This is a genomic window from Bradyrhizobium sp. CCBAU 51627, assembly GCF_028128765.1.
Lineage (GTDB): Bacteria > Pseudomonadota > Alphaproteobacteria > Rhizobiales > Xanthobacteraceae > Bradyrhizobium.
Genome location: NZ_LBJG01000086.1, coordinates 35,051 through 54,986, shown reverse-complemented (window position 1 = coordinate 54,986; position 19,936 = coordinate 35,051). Strand labels below are relative to the sequence as shown.

Below are 19,936 nucleotides of genomic sequence, written 5' to 3'. Positions count from 1 at the left end.
GTTGTTCGTCATGGCTTTCGATCTCAGCTCGAAAACTCCCCGCCAACCGTCGGATTGGACCGAGATCTGGCACCTCTGGACCGTTATCGTGCCGCGCCGCTCGATCAACGGGCAGCTCGCCTACGGCAAGGTCTGGCGCCGTCACGACGGCCGTGACTGGATCTACAAGAAATTCACCGAATACGACGGCGAGGCGGCGGCCTGAACTGGAGGCAATGCCTCAACCGGCGTGTCGCTCGCCCGCGGCCGCTCCTGGCGCCTGAATGCGTGGCAGCGGCAATTTGAAGTGACGTTTTGCGTAGGCGACGATCTCGTTGTCCGAGGGATGATCGGCTGCCTCCACCGCGGCAATCCGCTTGGCGACATCGGGCGCATGAGCGCGGATGTGGCTGGCGAGCTCCGCCTTCGCACCCGCCGGACCGATGATGAGGATCTCGCCGGCATCGGTGATGGCCTTGGTCACCTCGGCATAAAAGGCCTTGTCAGGTGCGGCATGACCACTGCCGATGGCGTTGGCCTTGTGATGAAGATGCCGCGTCGCGAGCTGCGGGTGCAAGGTGACTTCGTCGGAGCCGCTGAGGCCGAGATGGAAGATCCGGGCCTGCGAATGATCGATCCAGACGACGGCGTGAAAATGAGAGGGCATGTGCTTGGGCCTTGTCCGAGGGGAAGGCCGCCAACATCGCGGCGGCGTCTGTCGACCAGACACTAAGTCGGCCGGCGCCGCCGCCGGTTGACGCAGGTCAAGTCGCTCCTGAACTAGAAAGGCAGGGCAATCGACGTTCGACGCTCGCTTGAAAAAGCGGGCGTCTCAGGCTGCCTTGGCTGCCGGGCTCGCCGCGGGCTTCGCCGGCGGCGGCTTCAGCGGCTTGTCCTGCCGCTTCGACCAGGAGATGTAATAGGCGACCGTCGTCATGATCGCGATGCCCGCGATGGAGACGAACAGCTGCGCGAACACCGAGCCCGAGCTCATCGACAGCTCGAAATGGCCGACGAAGGACAGGAATACGCCGACGCAGAACACGGCAAGCGATTGCTGGCCGCAGACGATCAGCGGATCGAAGATCTTCCATTCCAGGCCCGGCCATTCCTTCGGCACGAAGCGGATCACCAGGATCACGATCACGACGAAATGGATGAAGCGGTAGGGCGCGAGGTTGGTCTTGTCGTTCGGATTGAACGTCGAGAACAGCCATTCCGGGAACATGCCCCCGAGGGTAGGGAAGCGGCCGGCCATGGTCATGACGAGCGCGAACAGAAGATAGCCGAGGCAGAGCCACAGCGTGACGGGCGCGTTGATCAGCGTCATCGAGCGGCGTGCGCCGCCCATCGCGCACCAGGCACCGAACACGAACAGCACCTGCCAGCAATAGGGGTTGAAGTACCACTGGCCGGCCGGATAGGCGTTCAGGTTCAGGTTGAAATGACGCGCAGTCAGCCAGAGAATGATGGACAGCCCCATCGTCAGATCGGGCTTGCGCAGCATGAACCAGAGCACCGGCGGAAACAGGCCCATCAGCACGATGTAGAGCGGCAGCACGTCGAGATTGAGCGGCTTGAAGCGCAGGAACAGCCCCTGGCGCAGCGTCTCGGTGGCGTTGTCGACGAGGCCGGCGACGTTGAACTCGTTGATCATCTCGGAATCGCCGAAGCGCAGCGCAAGATAGCTGATCGAAGCGATGTAGATCACGAACAGGATGATGTGGGCGACGTAGAGCTGCCAGACCCGCTTGGTGAGACGGGTGGCACCGACGATGAAGCCGCGCTCCAGCATCATGCGGGCATAGACGAAGGAGGCGGTGTAGCCGGAGATGAAGACGAACAGGTCGGCGGCGTCGGAAAAGCCGTAGTTGCGCGTCGTGATCCAGTTCACGATGTTGTCGGGGATGTGATCGAGGAAGATCGCCCAATTGGCGATGCCGCGGAACAGGTCGAGCCTGAGGTCACGGCCCTTTTCGGGCAGCGTGGCATTGATGTTCAGAAAGGCCATGCGACGGACGCTCTCGAAGGGGACGGATATGCTGGTGTTGGCGAGGCACAGCCGCCGGGCGGGATTCCCGGGCGGAAGGTGGGTACGCAATTGTCACAGTGCAGCATAATGACTATACCCATCGCTGAGGGACCCGGAGGGCCGGAATCACCGATCAGTTCCCGAAGGTGTCTCTATACTATGCCCACGGTTTCCACCAATCGCTACCGTGACGCACTAAAATCGAACGAAAGACCAAGAGGCCGGACCGCCAATGACCGCACGCATTTTCAAGCCCGCCAAGAACGCGATGCAATCCGGCCGGTCCAAGACCAAGGAATGGCAGCTCGACTACGAGCCGGAGCAGCCGCGCGCGGTCGAGCCGCTGATGGGCTGGACCTCGTCCGGCGACATGAAGCAGCAGATCACGCTGCGCTTCCACACCAGGGACGAGGCGGTCGCCTATTGCGAGCGGAAGGGCATCGCCTACCAGGTGATCGAGCCCAAGGAATCGCTGCAACGCCAGATCGCCTACGCCGATAATTTCTCCTTCCGCCGCGGCGAGCCCTGGACGCACTGAAGTCCACTTCACAATCCTCGACTTGGTCATGCCCGGGTTCGTCGCGGGCATCCGCGTCTTTGGGCAGCGTGAAAGAGCGTCGATGGCCGGGACAAGCCCGGCCATGACGACCTGGAAGGGGCGGTCGCCCGAGCCGGGCCCTTGGCACCCATCCCGCCGCGTGCTTCGCTGATGCGCATGACGGGACCATGATGAGGGCAGGGGATGGCCGGGCGTGACCAGCTCGACGGCGTCGATCTGAAGATCTTATCGGAGCTGCAGCAGGACGGGCGGGTTCGCAACAACGAGCTGGCACTGCGCGTCGGCGTGTCCGCGCCGAACTGCCTGCGGCGGCTCAAATCGCTGTTCAGCCGCGGCGTGATCCGCGCGGTGCGCGCCGTCATCGACGAGCGGCTGCTCGGCTACGAGGTGGTGTCGTTCGTCTCGATCCAGCTCGGCAGCCAGTCCCAGCCGGTGCTGGAAGCATTCGAGGGCTCGATATCAGCGATCCCGCGGATCCAGCAGTGCTGGCGCATTTCGGGCGACACCGACTATCTCCTCAAATGCGTCGCGCCGAGTGTCGAGAGCATGCGCCAGCAACTTTTGCATTTTGCCGCCATGCCGAACGTGAAAAACGTCCGCAGCTTTCCGGTGCTGGGCGTTGCCAAGGACGTGCCGCTTCCCGTGCCTGATGTCGTGGCTGCGACATCCGCAGGGTAGGGACCGGCGAAGCTCGCTTTCATGACAGGAATTATACAGCTTTGTGGAATTATCTAGCTTAGTAAATCACGTAACAAAGACATGTTATTTGCGAAGTGCTGCAATGCGCCGAGCCGTGATTGTCGGCTCACGGGCGCGGCCTACATCCGGGGTGTGAAGCCTCAGCCTGCGTCGCATGCCGAGGACTGTTTTGTGGGACTCCTTAAACAGGAAAGACAACATGACCTCGATATCGAAGACGTTTGCAGCTTCCGCTGCGACGCTGTTTGCATCTGCGTTCCTGGTTCTGACGGCGCCGACCGCAAAGGCTGACGACTACTGCATTACCAACGGCGCCCAGGCAGCTCACGGCTGCGGCTATCCGACCATGGAAGCCTGCCGGTCCGCAGCCAGCGGCATCGGCGGCACCTGCTCGCAGAGCGGCGGCGCGAAGACCACGAACGACGCGCTTGCCTTCCAGCCGAAGCAGACCAGGCATCCGAAGCTTCGTCCGGGCGCCCAGACCAAATCGAACTAACGCCAGGCGTTAGAAGCCGTTTCGAGCTTTGCGGCCTCCGAGGTGATCTCGGGGGCCGTAAATTTGTGACAAGCACGCGACACGCGGGCGCCTCAACGGTACCGCCCGCGAAACTCACGCGGGCTGGCGCCGGTCCAGTTGCGGAAAGCCCGCGAAAAGCTCTTCTCGTTGCGGAATCCCGCGATCTCCGCGATCCGCTTGATCGGGGCGCGACCGCGCATCAGCTCCAGCTTGGCGAGCTCGAGCTTTGCTTCCTCCTTGAGCTCGCGCAGCGAGGTTGCCTCCTCGCGCAGCCGGCGATGCATGGTGCGGGTGGACAGCGCGAGCTCGCTGGCCACATCCTCGGCGCCGAGACTGCGTCCGCGCGAGGCGCGCAGCACGCGCCGGACGCGCTCGACCAGGAGCCGGTCGCGGCGATAGGGCCGATAGGGCAGCACGGTCAGGCGCAGCGCGCCCTTGAGCATGCTGTCGAGGTCGGCTGCACTGCGCGTGAGCGGCAGCGAAAGATAGTGCCGGTCAAAGCAGATGCCGGCGCGGTCCGCGCCGAAGCGGACGGCCTTGCAGAAGATCGTCGGGTAGACCGAGACGTGGCCGGGCTCGTCATAGGGGAATTCCGCCGCGCGCAGCGCGATCGTGGAATCGACCGCCCAGCAAGAGAAGCCGAGCACATAGCGGAGCAGGGTGACGAGGCAGAACTCGCGCAAATCGCCGAGCTGGCGCTGCTCCCGAATCGAGATGGTCGCGGTCTCCTCGCCGACGGCCAGCTCGAACAGCACGTCTTCGGTCAGGAGGCGATGATGCCGGCACCAGCGCTTGAGCGCGACCTCGAGTGTGGGCGCGGTGATCGAGGCGCGGCACAGCATGCCATAGCTGCCCCAAGGCAGCCGGCGCGAGAACCAGCCGAGGGCCTCGTCGTCGAGCTCGCGCATGGCGTGGCCAGCGAGCGCCTCGAACTGGGCGGCCGTCACCCGCCCATCGCCCGATATGACGAGATCAGGGAGGACCTGACCCCTGTTCAACGCCTCGGCCGGATCCTTGCCGTAGCGGGCATAGGCCGCGACCACGCCCCGGACGAAGGCGGCGGGGGTCATGGCGCGGCGGGGGGTGCCGGTCGCGGCTTGAAGGGGCATCGAAAAATCCTTTGGAAAATCCTCGCCAAACTTGGCGGAAAATGCAACCTTTTCGACCGCCGGGGTGCCCAGGTGGGGGTAGGTTCGGACCGCAAGAACTTGCAAGATCCTTGGAGGAATCGCCTTGAACATCCCGAGCATCGATTTCGATCTGGGCGAAGACATCAGCATGCTGCGCGACACCGTGCGCGCCTTTGTCGAGGCCGAGGTGGCCCCGCGCGCGGCCGAGGTCGAGAAGGCCAATCTGTTTCCCGCCGACCTCTGGAAGCGCTTTGGCGACCTCGGCCTGCTCGGCATGACCGCGCCCGAGCAATATGGCGGCTCCAACATGGGCTATCTCGCCCATGTGGTCGCCATGGAGGAGATTTCGCGCGGCTCGGCCGCGGTCGGGCTGTCCTATGGCGCCCACTCCAACCTCTGCGTCAACCAGATCCGCCGCAACGGCAATGACGCGCAGCGCCAGCGCTATCTGCCGAAGCTGATATCAGGCGAATATGTCGGCGCGCTCGCGATGTCCGAGCCGGGCGCCGGCTCTGACGTCGTCTCGATGAAGCTGCGCGCCGACAAGCGCGGCGATCGCTACGTGCTCAACGGCTCGAAGATGTGGATCACCAACGGCGGTGACGCCGACGTGCTGGTTGTCTACGCCAAGACCGATCCCGAGGCCGGCCCGCGCGGCATGACCGCCTTCCTGATTGAAAAAGGCTTCAAGGGCTTCACCCACGGCCAGCATCTCGACAAGCTCGGCATGCGCGGCTCCAACACCTACCCGTTGTTCTTCGACGAATGCGAGGTGCCGGAAGAGAATGTGCTCGGCAAGGTGGGCGAGGGCGTCAAGGTGCTGATGTCCGGCCTCGACTATGAGCGCGCGGTGCTGTCCGGCGGCCCGCTCGGCATCATGGCGGCCTGTATGGATGCCGTGGTGCCCTACATGCACGAACGCAAGCAATTCGGCCAGCCGATCGGCGATTTCCAGCTGATGCAGGGCAAGCTCGCCGACATGTATTCGACCTGGCAGGCCACGCGTGCCTATGTCTATGCCGTCGGAAAGGCCTGCGACCGCGCCGATCACGCGCGCAGCCTGCGCAAGGACGCGGCCGCCGCGATCCTCTATTCCGCGGAGAAGGCGACGTGGATGGCGGGTGAAGCGATCCAGGCGCTCGGCGGCGTCGGCTATACGTCCGAGTTTCCGGTCGGCCGCCTCTGGCGCGATGCCAAGCTCTACGAGATCGGGGCGGGGACCTCCGAGGTCCGCCGCATGCTGATCGGCCGCGAGTTGATGTCCGAGACGGCCTAAAATCTTCACCTCATTGGAATCAACATGCCGCTCCATTCCAGCATCGATCCATCGTCGTCAGATTTTTCGCGCAATGCCGACGCCATGCGCGCGCTCGTCGCGGACTTGCGCGAGAAGCTCGCCCAGGTCGCTGGTGGCGGCGGCGAGGCCTCGCGCAAACGCCACACCGCGCGCGGCAAGATGCTGGCGCGCGAGCGCGTCGATCTGCTGATCGATTCCGGCACCTCGTTCCTGGAGCTGTCGCCGCTGGCGGCCCATGGCCTCTATGGCGGCGACGTGCATTCGGCGAGCATCGTCACCGGGGTCGGTCGCATCTCGGGCCGCGAATGCGTTGTTGTCGCCAACGACGCCACCATCAAGGGTGGCACCTATTATCCGATGACCGTGAAGAAGCATCTGCGTGCGCAGGACATCGCGCGGCAGAACAATCTTCCTTGCGTCTACCTGGTCGATTCCGGCGGCGCCTTCCTGCCGCTGCAGGACGAGATCTTTCCGGACGAGCGGCATTTCGGCCGCATCTTTTACAACCAGGCGCAGATGTCCTCAGCTGGCATTCCGCAGCTTGCGATCGTGATGGGCTCCTGCACCGCCGGCGGCGCCTACGTGCCTGCGATGTCGGATGAGAGCATCATCGTCCGCAACCAGGGCACCATCTTCCTCGGCGGCCCGCCGCTGGTGAAGGCCGCGACGGGCGAGGTCGTCAGCGCCGAGGAACTCGGCGGCGCCGACGTGCATTCGCGCCAGTCGGGCGTGACCGACCACTACGCCCAGAACGATGCGCATGCGATCGGCATTGCCCGCCGCATCGTCGGCACGCTCAAGCCATCAGTGCGGCCGAACCTCAACATGCACAAGCCGCGCGATCCGTTGTTTGCGGCGGAGGAGATTTACGGCGTGGTGCCGGTCGATGGCCGGAAACCGTTCGATGTGCGCGACATCATCGCCCGCGTTGTCGACGGCTCGGAGTTCGACGAGTTCAAGAAGCTCTACGGCACGACGCTGGTGTGCGGCTTCGCCCATATCTGGGGCTATCCGGTCGGCATCATCGCCAACAACGGCATTCTGTTCAGCGAGAGCTCGCTGAAGGGGGCGCATTTCATCGAGCTGTGCTGCCAGCGCGGCATTCCCTTGGTGTTCCTGCAGAACATCACCGGCTTCATGGTTGGCAAGAAATACGAGGCCGGCGGCATCGCGCGCGACGGCGCCAAGCTGGTGACGGCGGTTGCGACCGCCTCCGTGCCGAAATTCACCGTGGTGATCGGCGGCTCCTACGGCGCCGGCAATTACGGCATGTGCGGCCGCGCCTATTCGCCGCGCTTCCTCTGGATGTGGCCGAACGCGCGCATCTCGGTGATGGGCGGCGAGCAGGCCTCGATGGTGCTGAGCCAGGTCCGCCGCGACAATATCGAGGCCAAGGGCGACAGCTGGTCCAGGGAAGAGGAAGACAAATTCCGTGAGCCGATCCGCGCGCAATATGAGAGCCAGGGACACCCTTATTACGCGACCGCGCGGCTGTGGGACGATGGGGTGATCGACCCGGCCGACACCCGCCTCGTGCTCGGCCTCGGGCTCTCGGCGGCGTCGAACGCGCCGATCGAGCCGACGAAATTCGGCCTGTTCAGGATGTGATGCGATGGACCGTTCAAAGCTCTACCGTCGTTTTCGCACCCTCCTGATCGCCAACCGCGGCGAAATCGCCTGCCGCGTCATCCGCACAGCCCGCGCCATGGGCCTGCGCACCGTCGCTGTTTATTCCGAGGCCGACCGCGATGCGACGCATGTCGCGCTCGCGGACGAGGCCGTGCTGATCGGGCCCGCACGCGCCCGCGACAGCTACCTCAATGTCGAGCGGCTGATCGAGGCCGCGCGCAAGACCGGCGCTGAAGCCGTGCATCCCGGTTACGGCTTCCTGTCCGAGAACGCCGAGTTCGCGCGGGCCTGCTTCGATGCCGGCCTCGTCTTTGTCGGCCCGACCGCCGGGATGATGACGGCGATGGGCTCGAAGTCCGGCTCGAAAGCGCTGATGGAGAAGGCCGGCGTACCGCTGGTGCCGGGCTATCACGGCGAGGCTCAGGACGATGCGACGCTGGCTAAGGCCGCGGACAAGATCGGCTTCCCCATTCTGGTGAAGGCGTCCGCCGGCGGCGGTGGCCGCGGCATGCGCATCGTGCGCTCGGCGGCCGAGCTTGCGCCCGCGATCGTCAGCGCCAAGCGCGAAGCCAAGGCTGCGTTCGGGGACGATCGCATGCTGATCGAAAGATATGTCGACAATCCCCGGCATATCGAGGTGCAGATCATCGGCGACAGCCACGGCAATCTGCTCTCGCTGTTCGAGCGCGAATGCACCCTGCAGCGCCGCCATCAGAAGGTGATCGAGGAGGCGCCGTCGCCGACGCTCAGCCCCGCCCAACGCGAGATCGTCTGCGCTGCCGCGCGAAAGGCGGCGGGCGCCGTGAACTATGTCGGCGCCGGTACCATCGAGTTCGTCTCCGACGGCAAGGACGTGTTCTTCATCGAGATGAACACGCGCCTGCAGGTCGAGCATCCCGTGACCGAGCTGATCACGGGCATCGATCTCGTCGAATGGCAGCTGCGCGTCGCGTTCGGCGAGGCGCTGCCCTTGAAGCAGGACGAGATCAAGCTCAACGGCCACGCCGTCGAGGCGCGCGTCTACGCGGAAAATCCGACCAAGAACTTCATGCCGTCGGTCGGCAGGATCTCGACCTGGCGGCTGCCGGCCGAGACCGGCGGCCTGCGCATTGACGCCGGTTACCGCGAGGGCGATAGCGTCTCGCCGTATTACGACGCAATGCTCGCCAAAATGATCGCATGGGCACCGACGCGGGATGTGGCGATCGACCGGCTCAACCGCGCCCTGGAGGACTCCGACGTTCGCGGGATCGTCACCAACATTCCGTTCCTGTCGGCGCTGATCACGCATCCGAAGGTGCGCGCGAACGCGATCGACACCGGCTTCATCGAGCGCGAGCTCGCGGCCTTGACGCAGACCGCGTCCGCGCCCGGCGAGCTCGAGCTCTGCGCCGCAGTGGCCGCGATCGTCAATGACGAGGAGCGCGCCACGCAAGGCGAGGCGAGTTCGCCGTGGCAGACGTTTGGCTGGATGCCGGTCGGCCGCCGCCAGCGCAGCTTTGCCTTCCGCGTTGGCCACGGCCCCGAGCAGAAGATCACGCTCAATTACGGCAGCGGGCCGTCGACGCTGGTGATTGGCGAACGCGAACTGGCTTTCGCGGTGGTACCGAAGGATGCCGGTTTTGATCTGACGCTCGATGGCGTCAAATCCTCGGTCGCCGCCGTGATCGACGGGCATGAGCTGTATTTGCGCACGCGCAACGGCCGCTTCGACCTGCATTGGGTCGACCCGTTCGGCGGCGAGAGCGAGGAGCATGTCGGCGAGGACAAGATCGTTGCTCCCTTGCCAGGCACGGTCGTCGCCGTGCTGGCCGAAGAGGGGGCGAAGCTCGAGAAGGGCGCGCCGATCCTCACCCTGGAAGTCATGAAGATGGAGCAGACGCTGCGCGCGCCGTTTGCGGGCGTCCTGAAGACGGTCAAGTGCAAGGTCGGCGACATCGTCCAGGAAGGCGTCGAGCTCGCCGTGGTCGAGCCGTCGGAGGAGTGACATGAGCGACTCCGTCCGCATCATCGAGATGGGGCCTCGCGACGGCCTCCAGAACGAGAAGGCATCAATCAGCGTCGAGGCCCGCATCGCCTTCATCGAGGCGCTGGTCGCGGCCGGGCTCGACACGGTCGAGGTCGGCGCCTTCGTCTCGCCCAAGGCGATCCCGCAGATGGCAAGCTCGGATGCCGTGCTGCGAGGCATCGATCATCTGACCGGCGCCGAATTCCACGTGCTGGTGCCGAACGAGAAGGGCTATGACGCCGCGCGCGCGGCCGGCGCACAGGTCGTCTCGGTCTTCGCGGCAGCCTCGGAAGGTTTTTCCCGCGCCAACATCAATTGCACGGTCGCGGAATCCATCGAGCGGTTCAAGCCGGTTCTGGCGCGCGCCAAGGCCGACGGCGTCAAGGTGCGCGGCTACATCTCCTGCGTGCTCGGCTGCCCCTTTGACGGCGAGATCAAGCCGAAGGCCGTGGCCGACCTCGCCAGCACGTTGTGGGAGCGCGGCTGCTACGAGATTTCACTCGGCGACACCATCGGCGTCGGCACGCCAGCCAAGGCCAAGGAGATGCTGCGCGCGGTGGCTGCCAATGTTCCCGCTGCGAAGCTCGCGATGCATTTCCACGACACGTACGGCCAGGCGCTGGCCAATCTCTATGCGGGGCTAGAGGAGGGCATTCGCGTCATCGATGCCGCTGCGGGCGGGCTCGGCGGTTGTCCCTACGCGCCCGGGGCGACGGGCAACGTTGCGACCGAGGATGTCGTCTACATGCTCGAGGGCATGGGCGTGAGTACCGGCGTCGATTTGGAGAAGCTGCTGGCGGCGACGAACGCGATGAGCGTCGTGCTGGGCAAGCCACCGGTGAGCCGCGTCGCGACGGCGCTGAACGCGAAGAAGAAGCGGGCAGTCCCCTAGTTCTCCGTCATTGTGAGCGTAGCGAAGCAATCCAGAGCGGTTCCGTCGAGGCAGTCCGGATTGCTTCGTCGCAAGAGCTCCTCGCAGCAATGACGGGACGATTCGGCGCTACCTGCTCCCGTCCGGCCCCATCACCAGATCCGGCAGCCAGGTCGAGATTTCCGGCACGAGGCACAGCAGCAGCACCGCGCCCATCATCAGGAGCACGAAGGGCAGCGTGCCCCAGATCACCTCGCTCAGCGAAATATCAGGCGCGACGTTGCGGATGACGAAGATGTTGAGGCCGACGGGGGGATGGATCAGCCCCATCTCCATCACGATGGTCATGACGACGCCGAACCAGATGATGTCGAAATTGGCGGCGCGCAGCGGTGGCAGGATGATCGGTGCAGTCATCAGGATGATCGAGACCGGCGGGAGAAAGAAGCCGAGCACGACGACCATGACGAGAATCGCAAACAACAGCCCCCAGCGCGGCAGATGCATCGCGACGACGGATTCGGCCGCCGATTGCGAGATGTGCAGATAGCTCATCACGTAGGAATAGAGCAGCGACATGCCGATGATCATCATCAGCATGGTGGATTCCCGGATCGTCGATTTCATGATCGGGCCGAGGTCTTCCGGTCGCCACACACCGTAGATGGCTGCAATTAATCCCAGTGCGAGAAGGCCGCCGAGGCCGGCGGTCTCCGACGGCGTGGCAAAGCCGCCATAGAGCGCGGCCATCACACCGGTCAGCAGCAGGACGAATGGGATCACGCGGGGTAGCACACTGAAGCGTTCGGCGAGTGTGTACTCGTCCCGCGCGAGGATTGCCGCCTCCGGGCCGCCGTTCTTGTAGATCGCTTCGGCCGCGGCATATTCCCGGCGAAAACGGAACACCGCGTAGAATCCGAACAGGGAGACCAGCAGCAGGCCGGGGCCGATGCCGGCGAGAAACAGGCGTCCGAGCGATTTTTCAGCGGCCACCGCAAACAGGATCATGGTGATCGAGGGCGGCAGCAGAATGCCGAGCGTGCCGCCGGCGGCGATGATGCCGGCAGCAAAACCGCCGGAGTAGCCGCGCTTGCGCATCTCGGGGATCCCGGCCGAGCCGATCGCAGAGCAGGTCGCGGGGCTCGAGCCCGCCATCGCCGCGAACAGCGCGCAGGCGAACACGTTGGCAACGCCGAGGCCGCCGGGCACGCGATGCAGCCAGGCATGCAGCGCCGAATAGAGATCCTGGCCGGCGCGCGATTTGCCGATTGCGGCACCCTTCAGGATGAAGAGCGGGATCGACAGCAGCGTGATCGAGGCCATCTCCTCGTAGACGTTTTGCGTCACCGTATCGAGCGACGCCGAGGGCATGTAGATGCCCATGAACACGACCGCGACTGCGCCGAGTGCGAACGCAATCGGCATGCCCGAAAACATCACGAGCAGCGTCGCGACTCCGTAAGCGATACCGATGCCGAAAACGCTCATGGACGCCTGGTTCCTGCGAAAGGCAGCGCCAACTGAACGAGGATCTGGACGCAGAGCAGGCTCATGCCGAGCGCCATCAGGGAATAGGGAATGGCAAGCGGCGGCGACCACATCGAGTTCGAGACCTGGCCGTCGACGTAGGCTTCATGCGCCAGCGTCCAGGACTTCCACGTAAAGAAGGCGCAGAACATCAACGTCACGGCGTCGACGAACCAGAGCCGGATCCTGTTCGCCAGCGGGGACAAGAGCCCGACGAAGGCCTCGATGCCGATGTGGCCACGGTTCTGCTGCACATAGGCCGCCGTCATGAAGGTGGCGCCGACCAGCAGGAACACGGCGGCTTCATCCTGCCAGTAATTGGCGGCCTTGAACAGCGCGCGGCTCAGCACGCTGTAGCTCAGGATCGCACAGGCCGCGACCAGCGCCAGCGCGGCAAACACGACGATGATGCGGTTGAGGATGGCGAGGCCGCGATCGAGCGCTGCCGCAAGGCCGGTGCTTGCAGCAGCATTCGCCTGATCGTCTCGATCCGGAAGCGGACCGTGGCTCATGCAGCGACGTCGGAGGCGAGCTTGAGCAGGTTCGCAGCGGTCGCGGTCTTGGCGCCGTAATCCTTCCACGCGGTGTCGCGGGCGATGTCGCGCCACTTGCCGACGGTCGCGGCATCGAGCGCCGAAACCTTGGCGCCGGCCTTCTCGTAGACCTTCGCGACCTCGACGTCGTCATCCTGCGCGCCCTTGCGGCCGAAAGCTTCGAGCTCTGCGCCCACAGCGACCAGGATGTCCTGCTGGTTCTTCGGCAGTTTGTCGAAGATCGCCTTCGACATCATCAGCGGCTCGAGCATGAACCAGTAGGACGCGCCGGCGCCCGAGGTCAGCGACTTCGCGACCTCTTCGAGGCGGAACGAAATCAGGCTGGTGGAGGAAGTGATGCCGGCGTCGCAGGCGCCGGTCTGCATCGCCGCGTAGATTTCGTTGGAGGGGACAGAGAGGACCGAGGCGCCGGCGGTCTGCAGCACCATGTCCATCTCGCGCGAACCGCCGCGCACCTTCATGCCCTTGGCATCTTCCGGTGCCACGATCGGCTTGGAGCGGCTGGCGACGCCGCCGGCCTGCCACACCCAGGTCAGGAGGATGATGCCCTTGTCGGCGAGGAAGTCTGTCAGCGCCTTGCCGACCGGCTCCTTCTTCCAGCGCATGCCCTGATCGTAAGTGGTGACGAGGCCGGGCATCAGGCCGATATTGGTCTCGGGCAATTCGCCGCCGGCATAGGGCATCGGATACAGAGAGATGTCGAGCGCGCCCTTGCGCATGGCGGAGAACTGCGCGTTGGTCTTGATCAGCGAGGAGTTTGGATAGATTTCCGCGGCGATGTCGCCGTTGCTACGCTTGCTGACTTCGGCTGCAAACATGCGGCAGAGCCGGTCGCGAAAATCGCCCTTGTCGATGGTGCCGCCCGGGAATTGGTGCGAGATCTTCAGCGTGGTCGCGGCATGCGCGGTGCCAATGCCGAAACGGAGAATGGCGGGCGCAGCGACGGCGGTCGCGAGCAGATGGCGGCGCGTGAACATGGTAGATCCCCTTGGACGGTTCTTAGGACTATTCTTGCTTGAGCTGATCTGGGTGGGTCATGAGACCGGCGCGGAGGCCCATCCTATCCGGTCTTGGACGTCGAGTTATCTCATTTGATAGTTCGAGACGTAATGCCGCGGCAAGGGTTGGCCTTGCTGCGCTGCACACGCCGGTGACACCGTCCCATCGCTAATGCTGTGCATCAGGCGCGATCGCGCGAGGCGCGCCGAAGACATCCAAAAAGATCTGCGGCCTCGCGTAACAAGCATAGGCGTCGATCCGTCGAGACTGGGTAGCGGCACACGTCGCTGACAAACATCACCTCGAAGGGAAGATTTCTCATGACCATTCGCACCCGCATCGCGCTCGGCGTCTCGGCTGCCGCTCTCTCGCTTGGCCTGGCGCTGTCGCCGGCCGCCTTTGCTCAGGACAAGATGGGCAAGGATGACGGCATGATGAAAAAGGACACGATGTCCAAGGACAGCATGAAGAAAGACACCATGTCCAAGGACGACGGCATGAAGAAGGATCACATGTCGAAGGACGGCGTGAAGAAGGACGACGGGATGATGAAGAAGAACTGATCTTCGCGTCCGCCCGGTCGTCCAACGTGGCGAACCGGGCATGCGCTCCGCCGGTTCGCCTCAAGGTCCATCATCGTGTCGCGCATTCGCGCGGACCCGGCCGGGACATCATGATCTGACCTGAAGCGGGTGCGCTTCAGGTCAAATTCCGTTGAAGCTTACTTCCGCTTGGCCTTGCGGGCGGCGTAACGGGCGTCGCGCTTGGCCTTCTGCTCGGCTTCGAGCGCGGCCTGCCTGGCAATTGCTTCTTCAGCTTCGCGTGCGATGCGCGCCGCCTCAGCGGCCTTGGCTTCTTCGTCGAGGCGCTTTTGCTCGGCCTTTTCGGCTTCGCGAGCGGCCTTGGCCTCGGCGCGCTTGGCGGCGAGGGCCTCCCGCTCGGCGCGGCGAGCGACCACCGCCGGATCGTCGGGGCCCGGCTGCGACTTGAATTTGTTCAACAGATTTTTGCGTGCGTCCTGCGCCGCCTTTTGCCGGTCTGCGAAGCCGGGTTCCCTGAATCCACTCATCGACGAGCCTTGTCTTCCTCGCTTTCGATCCTACATCACTGCCTGTTGGTACGTCGGCTGGGCACAAGCAGGCGCCACGCGACGCAGAAGCGTGTACATCGCCGCGCGCCGTGAAGCCACCCATAATCGCAGCCGATCAGGTCAACGAAATCGCTGGACCCAGCCGATCCTTCGTAGCCCGGAAAAACTGCCGAATTGTGATGTCCCTCATAAGGGCACCCAGCGGCGGCGCCTAGCGTCCGCCCCAACGAGACGGAGCACGGGCATGATCTCTTTCCGGCTGAGCGCGAAGGCCCTTGCAATCACGGCCGCCGCAGTGGCGGTCGCCGGCGCGCTGCTCTTGGCCGGCCGGCCGCAACCCATCGAGAGTAGCGTTTTGGGTGCCAATTGGGAGTGCACCCAGACCGCGTTCATTCTCACGAGCTGCGCACCGCGCGCGCAGCATGCAATCCCGGCAGTCGAGACCTCGCGCAAAGAGCCGATGAAGCCGACCAGGGGGTAAGCCGCGTCGGATGTGACGGGACGCAGCAGAGGTGATACAGGGGCCCACCGAGCGACAAGGCCCCCATGCCGCAGCCTGAGTCCAAATCTGACCCGACCGCAAAGCCCGGCGCGCCGCCGAAAGCCCAATCCGGCGGAAGCCGCCGCGGCGCAATCGCGGGGTTGATCATTGCTGCCGTCATCCTCGGGATCGGCTTGTGGCTCGCCCGCAACCTCACCGCGGCCAGCAAGATGCAGGACTGCCTGATGTCAGGGCGCAGCAATTGCAATGTGATCGAGCCGGCCCGCTAGAGGCGCTTTGGTGAGTCGTCGCCGAACGAAAAATTGCCGTGATCTTAATCATTTGTAACGGGACACAGCCGGGTTGGCAGGTCAATTCCGACAGGTCACTTTTGGCAGGTCAGTTATGGCATCCGGCATCCGCCGGGCGCGATCCGAATCGTTTATCGCGCCTGGATCACGGCAATTTCTGAAAGTAGGGGGTAGGCACGGATGAGTGCGTCCAGCCGCATGAAGATTATCGTTCCCATGGTCTCGGCCATGTCGTTGCTGGCGCTATCAGCGCAAGCGCAGGACGCAGGTCCGCCGAAGGGCGCCGACCAGCCGCCGGGGCAGGGTACCGGCGCGCCGCCCCAGACCAATCAGAAGATCCGCAAGGGGCCTCCGCCGCAGCAGGCCGCACGGCCCGCGCCCCAGCCTGGTAACCAGGCTCATGTGGCACCAGTCCCAGGCCCGCACCGAGCCGGTGGCCCGGCTCCGCGACCCGGGCGCCACGTGGCACGCGGCCCGGCGCCGACGCGCGACTGGGATGGACATCCCTATCGAGGCAATCTTGCCTGGGAGGGCGGACGCTGGCGCCATGAGGTCCACAATGGCCGGTCCGGCTGGTGGTGGGACGTCGGTGGCGTCTGGTACTATTATCCGCAGCGGATGGACGGTCCGCCCGCCTACATCTCTGAAGACTATATCGACGACGTGCCGGTGGCCTACGCGCCGCCCGGCCCGCCAGTCGCTTATGAACCGCCGCCGCCCCCGCCGCCGCCGGCCGATCCCGGCGCGAGCGCGCTCGGCGGAGCCATCGTTGGTGGGGTGCTCGGTGGCTTGCTGTCTGGCAACGCTTCGGGTGCGGCCGCTGGCGCCGTCATCGGCGGCGCCACCGGAGCAATCGCAGGCGCAACCGCCGCTTCGCGGCCCGGCTACTATTGGGCCGAGGACGTTTGTTATTACCGCTATCCGAGCGGCCAGTATGTGCAGGCTGATCCCCGCGCCTGCTACTGAACCTCTAGCGTGCAATCCAGCATGAACGAGGCGGGCCCGTGCCCGCCTCGTTTTCGTTGGACCCGCCTGGATTGCTATGGAATGAGGAAAATACGAAGACCGCCGGTAGCGCGACCTCGCCGCGGGCGCGCGCAAAATCGATCGTGGTAATATCGTGCGGAAGCGCACGGCGGGAGATTTTTTCCTCCGCAATCATACGGACGAAATTGCCACGCACTTGTCCATATCGGCCGGCTAGAGTCGGTCTTATGTGTACGAAGTACGACCCACAACTTGAAGCCGAGGCGGCGATGAGGCGGGCGGCGGAATCCGAAGGCGCCGACCGGCAACGACTCATCGAGCTGGCCCTGGCTTGGCATCAGCTCGCCCGCGATCGTCGCGACGACGAGCAGAGAGACTGATTTTCGCCTGACCGAATCATTTGCCCGGACTTCATCCCCATTCATGAGAAAGCCCCGTGCTCGGGGGGAAAGCACGGGGCCCTTCAAAGCCGACCGGGGTTGGCGGGTCGGCACCACTCTATTTCATCGCAGACAACACGGTGGTCGCGATCCCGTTCCACGCGATCTTCGCATGTTGTCGACCGGCGCTCGCCACGACGCGCGAATGCTTCGCGCCACCATAGCTCGCAATAGGAACATCTGTTCCCGGCCGACGTTGGCCTGACATGACAGACCTTGAATTGCGCGCACAGTCCTTCCAGATCGCCTGGAAATATCTCGACCGGTCCGGTCTGCTCACGGGCGAGCGCACGGATGCTGCCCGCTTCATCCTGAACAGGATCGACCGCATGATGATCCGCGGCGAGCGGCGCAGACTGCTGCTCTCGAACGCCGCGATCGACGCGTATCGGATGCGGCCTGTGTTTGTGCCGCTCGAAGCTTGACCAACTCAAGCTGCAGAAACGCGGCGTTAAGACTCCTCAAGGAGGAGATTTCGCTGTCTCGATTCGTGCTCCGGGAACGAAGCGGAGTCGGATCGTGAACGAACGAAACGCCGCCGTTGGACCTCCAGCACACGCCAAGCGTTGAAGAGCGATGGAAGCTTTCCGACCGTGACATCAAGACGCGCATGGAGACCATTGAAGCCTATCTGGATCGCAAGCACAGGGAAATCGGGCTGCTGAACGGTTGCCTGAAGAACCCGCGGCGCTTGCCCCGGCCGCGATCGGTGGATGAGGTCATCAAGACAAAATTCCAGCTCACCGCCATGCTGCATGCGGAGCATGCGCTGCAGGACTGGAAGGCGACGGAGACGGCGTGGTCGGCATCGGCCTGTCCCACCAGCGGTCCGTTCGCTTTCAGCTATGACTACCAGCGGGCAGATCTCAGTGTCGCTGGCCCTTCGTTCTATGAACTCGGGCATGGCTGCGCCGGCGAGACGCTCTATTCCGCGTCCGGCATGGCCGCGATCTCGACGCTGCTGCTGGCTTCCGCATCAACTTTCTCCAACGGAGACATCCTGGTGCTGCCGGGCTCCTACGGCGAGACGCTGGAGCTCATCAAGCGTTTTGTCCCAACCTTGCGTCTCGTCCCGCTGAAACTGCCGCTCCTGGGCGCGTTTGCACGGACAGGCGCGCCGCGAATTCTGCTGCTGGATTCGTGCGTCTCTGCCGGCGCGTTCGAAGCCGTCCTGCACTGCGACGCGGCCGCGCTCGACCTGCTGGTATTCGACACGACCTGCCTCGCCGGACGGTCGGGACGCATCCGGCGCGTGCTGCGCTGGGCAAAGCGATCCAAGCTTCCGGTCGTGATGGTGCGAAGCCATAACAAGCTGGATTCGCTCGGCGCGGAATACGGCAGGCTCGGTTCTGCGGTTTTGGTCAGCTGGAGCGAGCAGGGCGCCAAACCGTGCCGTTCGATGGTCGAGCAGATGGCAGCGGACACTCGCGACGCAATCCGGCTCCTGGGGGGCGCGGCGCTGCCGGCGCATTTCCCGCCCTATGTGGGCAGCGACGCCTATTGGGCGTTAACGAAGACGCGTGTCGCAGCCATCCTGCGCAATGGTCGCCATGCGGCCAGGCTTTTTGCGCACGAGCTTGCTTCGCTCGCGGCCGAACTCCACTTCACCCACGGCCTCTACGTCACGCTCCGCGCTGGCCATCCCCTTGACGAGACAAGTGCGCGGCAAGCAGCAGAGGCCATGAGCCACGACCTCAGCCGGAAGGGACATCCCATCCGCCACGCCGGCAGCTTCGGTTTCGACTTCGCCGCGACCGAATGGTTTCACGACGCGACCACGGACCGGTACAGCGTCCGGGTCGCGGTCCCGGATCTGCCGACCAAGCCGTGGAATGACCTCGCAGCGGCGATTGCGGAGTGGTGGCGATCGAACCAATGCCGGCTCTGATCGTCACGCCGCGGCACGTCGTCAATTTGCCGGCCGACTTATTGCCGTGCCGGCATCACTCGATCGCTGATGGTTGCTTCTGATCGCCTCGATGCGTCCAGGCCTGAACGGTGGAGGCGAGCTGATGCCGGCTCATGGCGACATCCGCGATGGAAGCCTGCATCGTCTCGATTCGCTTCGTGATCGCGCTGGAGTTAACGTCCACGATTGCATCGAGCGCCAGAAACGAAATTGCCACGATCGCCACCGCGAAGGCGATTCCCATTCTCATTAGTTCAGTTCGCGGCATCGACAGTCCTTCTCGGGCAAAGCTCGCCCGCCGCCGATACATAGGGCGCATCCGTCTGGTTCAAAGCCCGGGACGAACCAACCCACGCGTTCGTGAATGGCAGCGGGTTGGCAAGGGAGCGACACGTGGCGCGTTAATCATGAACGCCGGTACTGCGACCTTGAGCAGGACGCAGCTTGTTACCGGATTCCTCGACTCTCCTGAGCCGACGCAGAAGTCGGCGCCGATTGTGCAGCTACATCGGCCCTGAAATTTTCCGACAAATCGAACGCCCGCCGGTTCACGTTGGCGGGTCTATTCAGCGCCACTCGTTCTCGGGCAGCGTCACTTGTGGCAGTCGGAGCTGCGCTAGCCCTTGCTCGATTACTCGCAGGTCCTTCCGAACCTCCTCAAGGGCCCGGCGCGAATCGAAGCCGGACGCAGCCTGCAGATCTTTGAGCAGCTCGTGCCGAAGGTCACGCATATCGTCCAGCGCCCGCCGGTTCTTCAAACGTACGTAAGCGGAAACGATCAATTCAATGGTGGCCGATGGCATGGGGTGGTTCCTCAAAAAATAACCAGGGCTGACGAAAGAAGCGCTGTTGGGCTCGAAATACAGGTCCCGGCAGCGCTTTATTCTCTGCAACGGCCATGCCACAGGCATGTGACA

At 64.2% G+C, this 19,936-nt stretch carries 23 protein-coding genes; 15 read left to right on the top strand and 8 right to left on the bottom strand.

Annotation, left to right across the window (positions count from 1 at the left end; translation table 11 throughout):
• Positions 1-10 precede the first annotated feature (10 nt).
• Positions 11-205, top strand: coding sequence for a hypothetical protein (locus XH88_RS30940; RefSeq protein WP_271672014.1), 195 nt, complete (start codon positions 11-13; stop codon positions 203-205).
• Positions 206-220: 15 nt separating this feature from the next.
• Here the strand turns inward: XH88_RS30940 and XH88_RS30935 are convergent, their stop codons facing one another.
• Positions 221-646 (bottom strand): translational machinery protein, encoded by a 426-nt coding sequence (locus tag XH88_RS30935; protein WP_271672013.1) that lies wholly within the window; start codon positions 644-646, stop codon positions 221-223.
• 165 nt (positions 647-811) lie between these two features.
• The gene (locus XH88_RS30930) at positions 812-1,990 is read right to left on the bottom strand and encodes an OpgC domain-containing protein (RefSeq protein ID WP_271672012.1); all 1,179 of its coding nucleotides are present in this window, start codon (positions 1,988-1,990) and stop codon (positions 812-814) included.
• 253 nt (positions 1,991-2,243) lie between these two features.
• On the opposite strand from XH88_RS30930, the gene XH88_RS30925 reads away from it, so the two are divergent.
• From XH88_RS30925 to XH88_RS30915, 3 genes are all read left to right on the top strand, one after another.
• The gene (locus XH88_RS30925; protein ID WP_271672011.1) at positions 2,244-2,549 is read left to right on the top strand and encodes an ETC complex I subunit; all 306 of its coding nucleotides are present in this window, start codon (positions 2,244-2,246) and stop codon (positions 2,547-2,549) included.
• Positions 2,550-2,753: 204 nt separating this feature from the next.
• Positions 2,754-3,248 carry an Lrp/AsnC family transcriptional regulator gene (locus XH88_RS30920; RefSeq protein ID WP_271672010.1) on the top strand — a complete coding sequence of 165 codons (495 nt, stop codon included), beginning with the start codon at positions 2,754-2,756 and terminating at the stop codon, positions 3,246-3,248.
• Between the two features lie 220 nt (positions 3,249-3,468).
• Positions 3,469-3,765, top strand: coding sequence for a DUF3551 domain-containing protein (locus XH88_RS30915; RefSeq protein ID WP_271672009.1), 297 nt, complete (start codon positions 3,469-3,471; stop codon positions 3,763-3,765).
• 92 nt (positions 3,766-3,857) lie between these two features.
• Here the strand turns inward: XH88_RS30915 and XH88_RS30910 are convergent, their stop codons facing one another.
• A complete protein-coding gene (locus tag XH88_RS30910) occupies positions 3,858-4,895 on the bottom strand; it encodes an AraC family transcriptional regulator (RefSeq protein WP_271672008.1) in 1,038 nt (345 codons plus the stop codon).
• A gap of 169 nt (positions 4,896-5,064) precedes the next feature.
• Between XH88_RS30910 and XH88_RS30905 the strand changes: the two genes are divergently transcribed.
• The 4 genes from XH88_RS30905 to XH88_RS30890 are packed head-to-tail and all read left to right on the top strand — an operon-like array spanning position 5,065 to position 10,742.
• Positions 5,065-6,192, top strand: coding sequence for an isovaleryl-CoA dehydrogenase (locus tag XH88_RS30905; RefSeq protein ID WP_271672097.1), 1,128 nt, complete (start codon positions 5,065-5,067; stop codon positions 6,190-6,192).
• A 24-nt stretch (positions 6,193-6,216) separates the two neighbouring features.
• Entirely contained in the window at positions 6,217-7,821 is a 1,605-nt protein-coding gene (locus XH88_RS30900) for a carboxyl transferase domain-containing protein (protein WP_271672007.1), read from the top strand.
• Positions 7,822-7,825: 4 nt separating this feature from the next.
• Positions 7,826-9,829, top strand: coding sequence for an acetyl/propionyl/methylcrotonyl-CoA carboxylase subunit alpha (locus tag XH88_RS30895; RefSeq protein WP_271672006.1), 2,004 nt, complete (start codon positions 7,826-7,828; stop codon positions 9,827-9,829).
• A gap of 1 nt (position 9,830) precedes the next feature.
• Positions 9,831-10,742 carry a hydroxymethylglutaryl-CoA lyase gene (locus tag XH88_RS30890; RefSeq protein ID WP_271672005.1) on the top strand — a complete coding sequence of 304 codons (912 nt, stop codon included), beginning with the start codon at positions 9,831-9,833 and terminating at the stop codon, positions 10,740-10,742.
• A gap of 108 nt (positions 10,743-10,850) precedes the next feature.
• Here the strand turns inward: XH88_RS30890 and XH88_RS30885 are convergent, their stop codons facing one another.
• From XH88_RS30885 to XH88_RS30875, 3 genes are read right to left on the bottom strand one after another with little or no spacing between them, the layout of a single operon-like run.
• Positions 10,851-12,209, bottom strand: a complete 1,359-nt coding sequence (locus tag XH88_RS30885) for a TRAP transporter large permease (protein WP_271672004.1) — start codon at positions 12,207-12,209, stop codon at positions 10,851-10,853.
• Positions 12,206-12,760, bottom strand: coding sequence for a TRAP transporter small permease (locus tag XH88_RS30880; protein ID WP_271672003.1), 555 nt, complete (start codon positions 12,758-12,760; stop codon positions 12,206-12,208). The genes XH88_RS30885 and XH88_RS30880 overlap by 4 nt, the downstream gene beginning before the upstream one ends.
• Positions 12,757-13,779, bottom strand: coding sequence for a TRAP transporter substrate-binding protein (locus XH88_RS30875; protein WP_271672002.1), 1,023 nt, complete (start codon positions 13,777-13,779; stop codon positions 12,757-12,759). Before XH88_RS30875 ends, XH88_RS30880 begins: the two co-directional genes overlap by 4 nt.
• Positions 13,780-14,121: 342 nt before the next feature.
• Here XH88_RS30875 and XH88_RS30870 point away from each other — a divergent pair, with 342 nt between their 5' ends.
• Positions 14,122-14,364 carry a pentapeptide MXKDX repeat protein gene (locus XH88_RS30870; RefSeq protein ID WP_271672001.1) on the top strand — a complete coding sequence of 81 codons (243 nt, stop codon included), beginning with the start codon at positions 14,122-14,124 and terminating at the stop codon, positions 14,362-14,364.
• Positions 14,365-14,522: 158 nt separating this feature from the next.
• On the opposite strand, the gene XH88_RS30865 is transcribed toward XH88_RS30870, so the two are convergent.
• On the bottom strand, positions 14,523-14,870 hold the full coding sequence (locus XH88_RS30865) for a DUF6481 family protein (protein ID WP_271672000.1): 348 nt from the start codon (positions 14,868-14,870) through the stop codon (positions 14,523-14,525).
• A 265-nt stretch (positions 14,871-15,135) separates the two neighbouring features.
• Here XH88_RS30865 and XH88_RS30860 point away from each other — a divergent pair, with 265 nt between their 5' ends.
• The 6 genes from XH88_RS30860 (at position 15,136) to XH88_RS30835 (ending at position 19,537) form a co-directional block, all read left to right on the top strand.
• Positions 15,136-15,372, top strand: coding sequence for a hypothetical protein (locus XH88_RS30860; protein WP_271671999.1), 237 nt, complete (start codon positions 15,136-15,138; stop codon positions 15,370-15,372).
• Positions 15,373-15,437: 65 nt separating this feature from the next.
• Positions 15,438-15,662 carry a DUF2273 domain-containing protein gene (locus XH88_RS30855; protein WP_271671998.1) on the top strand — a complete coding sequence of 75 codons (225 nt, stop codon included), beginning with the start codon at positions 15,438-15,440 and terminating at the stop codon, positions 15,660-15,662.
• A gap of 201 nt (positions 15,663-15,863) precedes the next feature.
• Positions 15,864-16,649 carry a hypothetical protein gene (locus tag XH88_RS30850; protein ID WP_271671997.1) on the top strand — a complete coding sequence of 262 codons (786 nt, stop codon included), beginning with the start codon at positions 15,864-15,866 and terminating at the stop codon, positions 16,647-16,649.
• Between the two features lie 667 nt (positions 16,650-17,316).
• Positions 17,317-17,535, top strand: a complete 219-nt coding sequence (locus XH88_RS30845) for a hypothetical protein (RefSeq protein ID WP_271671996.1) — start codon at positions 17,317-17,319, stop codon at positions 17,533-17,535.
• 185 nt (positions 17,536-17,720) lie between these two features.
• A complete protein-coding gene (locus XH88_RS30840; protein WP_271671995.1) occupies positions 17,721-18,998 on the top strand; it encodes a hypothetical protein in 1,278 nt (425 codons plus the stop codon).
• A 134-nt stretch (positions 18,999-19,132) separates the two neighbouring features.
• Positions 19,133-19,537 (top strand): hypothetical protein, encoded by a 405-nt coding sequence (locus tag XH88_RS30835; RefSeq protein ID WP_271671994.1) that lies wholly within the window; start codon positions 19,133-19,135, stop codon positions 19,535-19,537.
• 48 nt (positions 19,538-19,585) lie between these two features.
• Here the strand turns inward: XH88_RS30835 and XH88_RS30830 are convergent, their stop codons facing one another.
• Positions 19,586-19,822: a hypothetical protein gene (locus XH88_RS30830; protein WP_271671993.1), complete on the bottom strand. Its 237-nt coding sequence runs from the start codon at positions 19,820-19,822 to the stop codon at positions 19,586-19,588.
• Positions 19,823-19,936 lie beyond the last annotated feature (114 nt).

Bases quoted from the DNA above. Each gene is read 5' to 3' on its own strand.
- XH88_RS30940 (WP_271672014.1), top strand. From the start codon at position 11: ATGGCTTTCGATCTCAGCTCGAAAACTCCCCGCCAACCGTCGGATTGG.
- XH88_RS30935 (WP_271672013.1), bottom strand. From the start codon at position 646: ATGCCCTCTCATTTTCACGCCGTCGTCTGGATCGATCATTCGCAGGCC.
- XH88_RS30930 (WP_271672012.1), bottom strand. From the start codon at position 1,990: ATGGCCTTTCTGAACATCAATGCCACGCTGCCCGAAAAGGGCCGTGAC.
- XH88_RS30925 (WP_271672011.1), top strand. From the start codon at position 2,244: ATGACCGCACGCATTTTCAAGCCCGCCAAGAACGCGATGCAATCCGGC.
- XH88_RS30920 (WP_271672010.1), top strand. From the start codon at position 2,754: ATGGCCGGGCGTGACCAGCTCGACGGCGTCGATCTGAAGATCTTATCG.
- XH88_RS30915 (WP_271672009.1), top strand. From the start codon at position 3,469: ATGACCTCGATATCGAAGACGTTTGCAGCTTCCGCTGCGACGCTGTTT.
- XH88_RS30910 (WP_271672008.1), bottom strand. From the start codon at position 4,895: ATGCCCCTTCAAGCCGCGACCGGCACCCCCCGCCGCGCCATGACCCCC.
- XH88_RS30905 (WP_271672097.1), top strand. From the start codon at position 5,065: ATGCTGCGCGACACCGTGCGCGCCTTTGTCGAGGCCGAGGTGGCCCCG.
- XH88_RS30900 (WP_271672007.1), top strand. From the start codon at position 6,217: ATGCCGCTCCATTCCAGCATCGATCCATCGTCGTCAGATTTTTCGCGC.
- XH88_RS30895 (WP_271672006.1), top strand. From the start codon at position 7,826: ATGGACCGTTCAAAGCTCTACCGTCGTTTTCGCACCCTCCTGATCGCC.
- XH88_RS30890 (WP_271672005.1), top strand. From the start codon at position 9,831: ATGAGCGACTCCGTCCGCATCATCGAGATGGGGCCTCGCGACGGCCTC.
- XH88_RS30885 (WP_271672004.1), bottom strand. From the start codon at position 12,209: ATGAGCGTTTTCGGCATCGGTATCGCTTACGGAGTCGCGACGCTGCTC.
- XH88_RS30880 (WP_271672003.1), bottom strand. From the start codon at position 12,760: ATGAGCCACGGTCCGCTTCCGGATCGAGACGATCAGGCGAATGCTGCT.
- XH88_RS30875 (WP_271672002.1), bottom strand. From the start codon at position 13,779: ATGTTCACGCGCCGCCATCTGCTCGCGACCGCCGTCGCTGCGCCCGCC.
- XH88_RS30870 (WP_271672001.1), top strand. From the start codon at position 14,122: ATGACCATTCGCACCCGCATCGCGCTCGGCGTCTCGGCTGCCGCTCTC.
- XH88_RS30865 (WP_271672000.1), bottom strand. From the start codon at position 14,870: ATGAGTGGATTCAGGGAACCCGGCTTCGCAGACCGGCAAAAGGCGGCG.
- XH88_RS30860 (WP_271671999.1), top strand. From the start codon at position 15,136: ATGATCTCTTTCCGGCTGAGCGCGAAGGCCCTTGCAATCACGGCCGCC.
- XH88_RS30855 (WP_271671998.1), top strand. From the start codon at position 15,438: ATGCCGCAGCCTGAGTCCAAATCTGACCCGACCGCAAAGCCCGGCGCG.
- XH88_RS30850 (WP_271671997.1), top strand. From the start codon at position 15,864: ATGAGTGCGTCCAGCCGCATGAAGATTATCGTTCCCATGGTCTCGGCC.
- XH88_RS30845 (WP_271671996.1), top strand. From the start codon at position 17,317: ATGACAGACCTTGAATTGCGCGCACAGTCCTTCCAGATCGCCTGGAAA.
- XH88_RS30840 (WP_271671995.1), top strand. From the start codon at position 17,721: ATGGAGACCATTGAAGCCTATCTGGATCGCAAGCACAGGGAAATCGGG.
- XH88_RS30835 (WP_271671994.1), top strand. From the start codon at position 19,133: ATGGCGACATCCGCGATGGAAGCCTGCATCGTCTCGATTCGCTTCGTG.
- XH88_RS30830 (WP_271671993.1), bottom strand. From the start codon at position 19,822: ATGCCATCGGCCACCATTGAATTGATCGTTTCCGCTTACGTACGTTTG.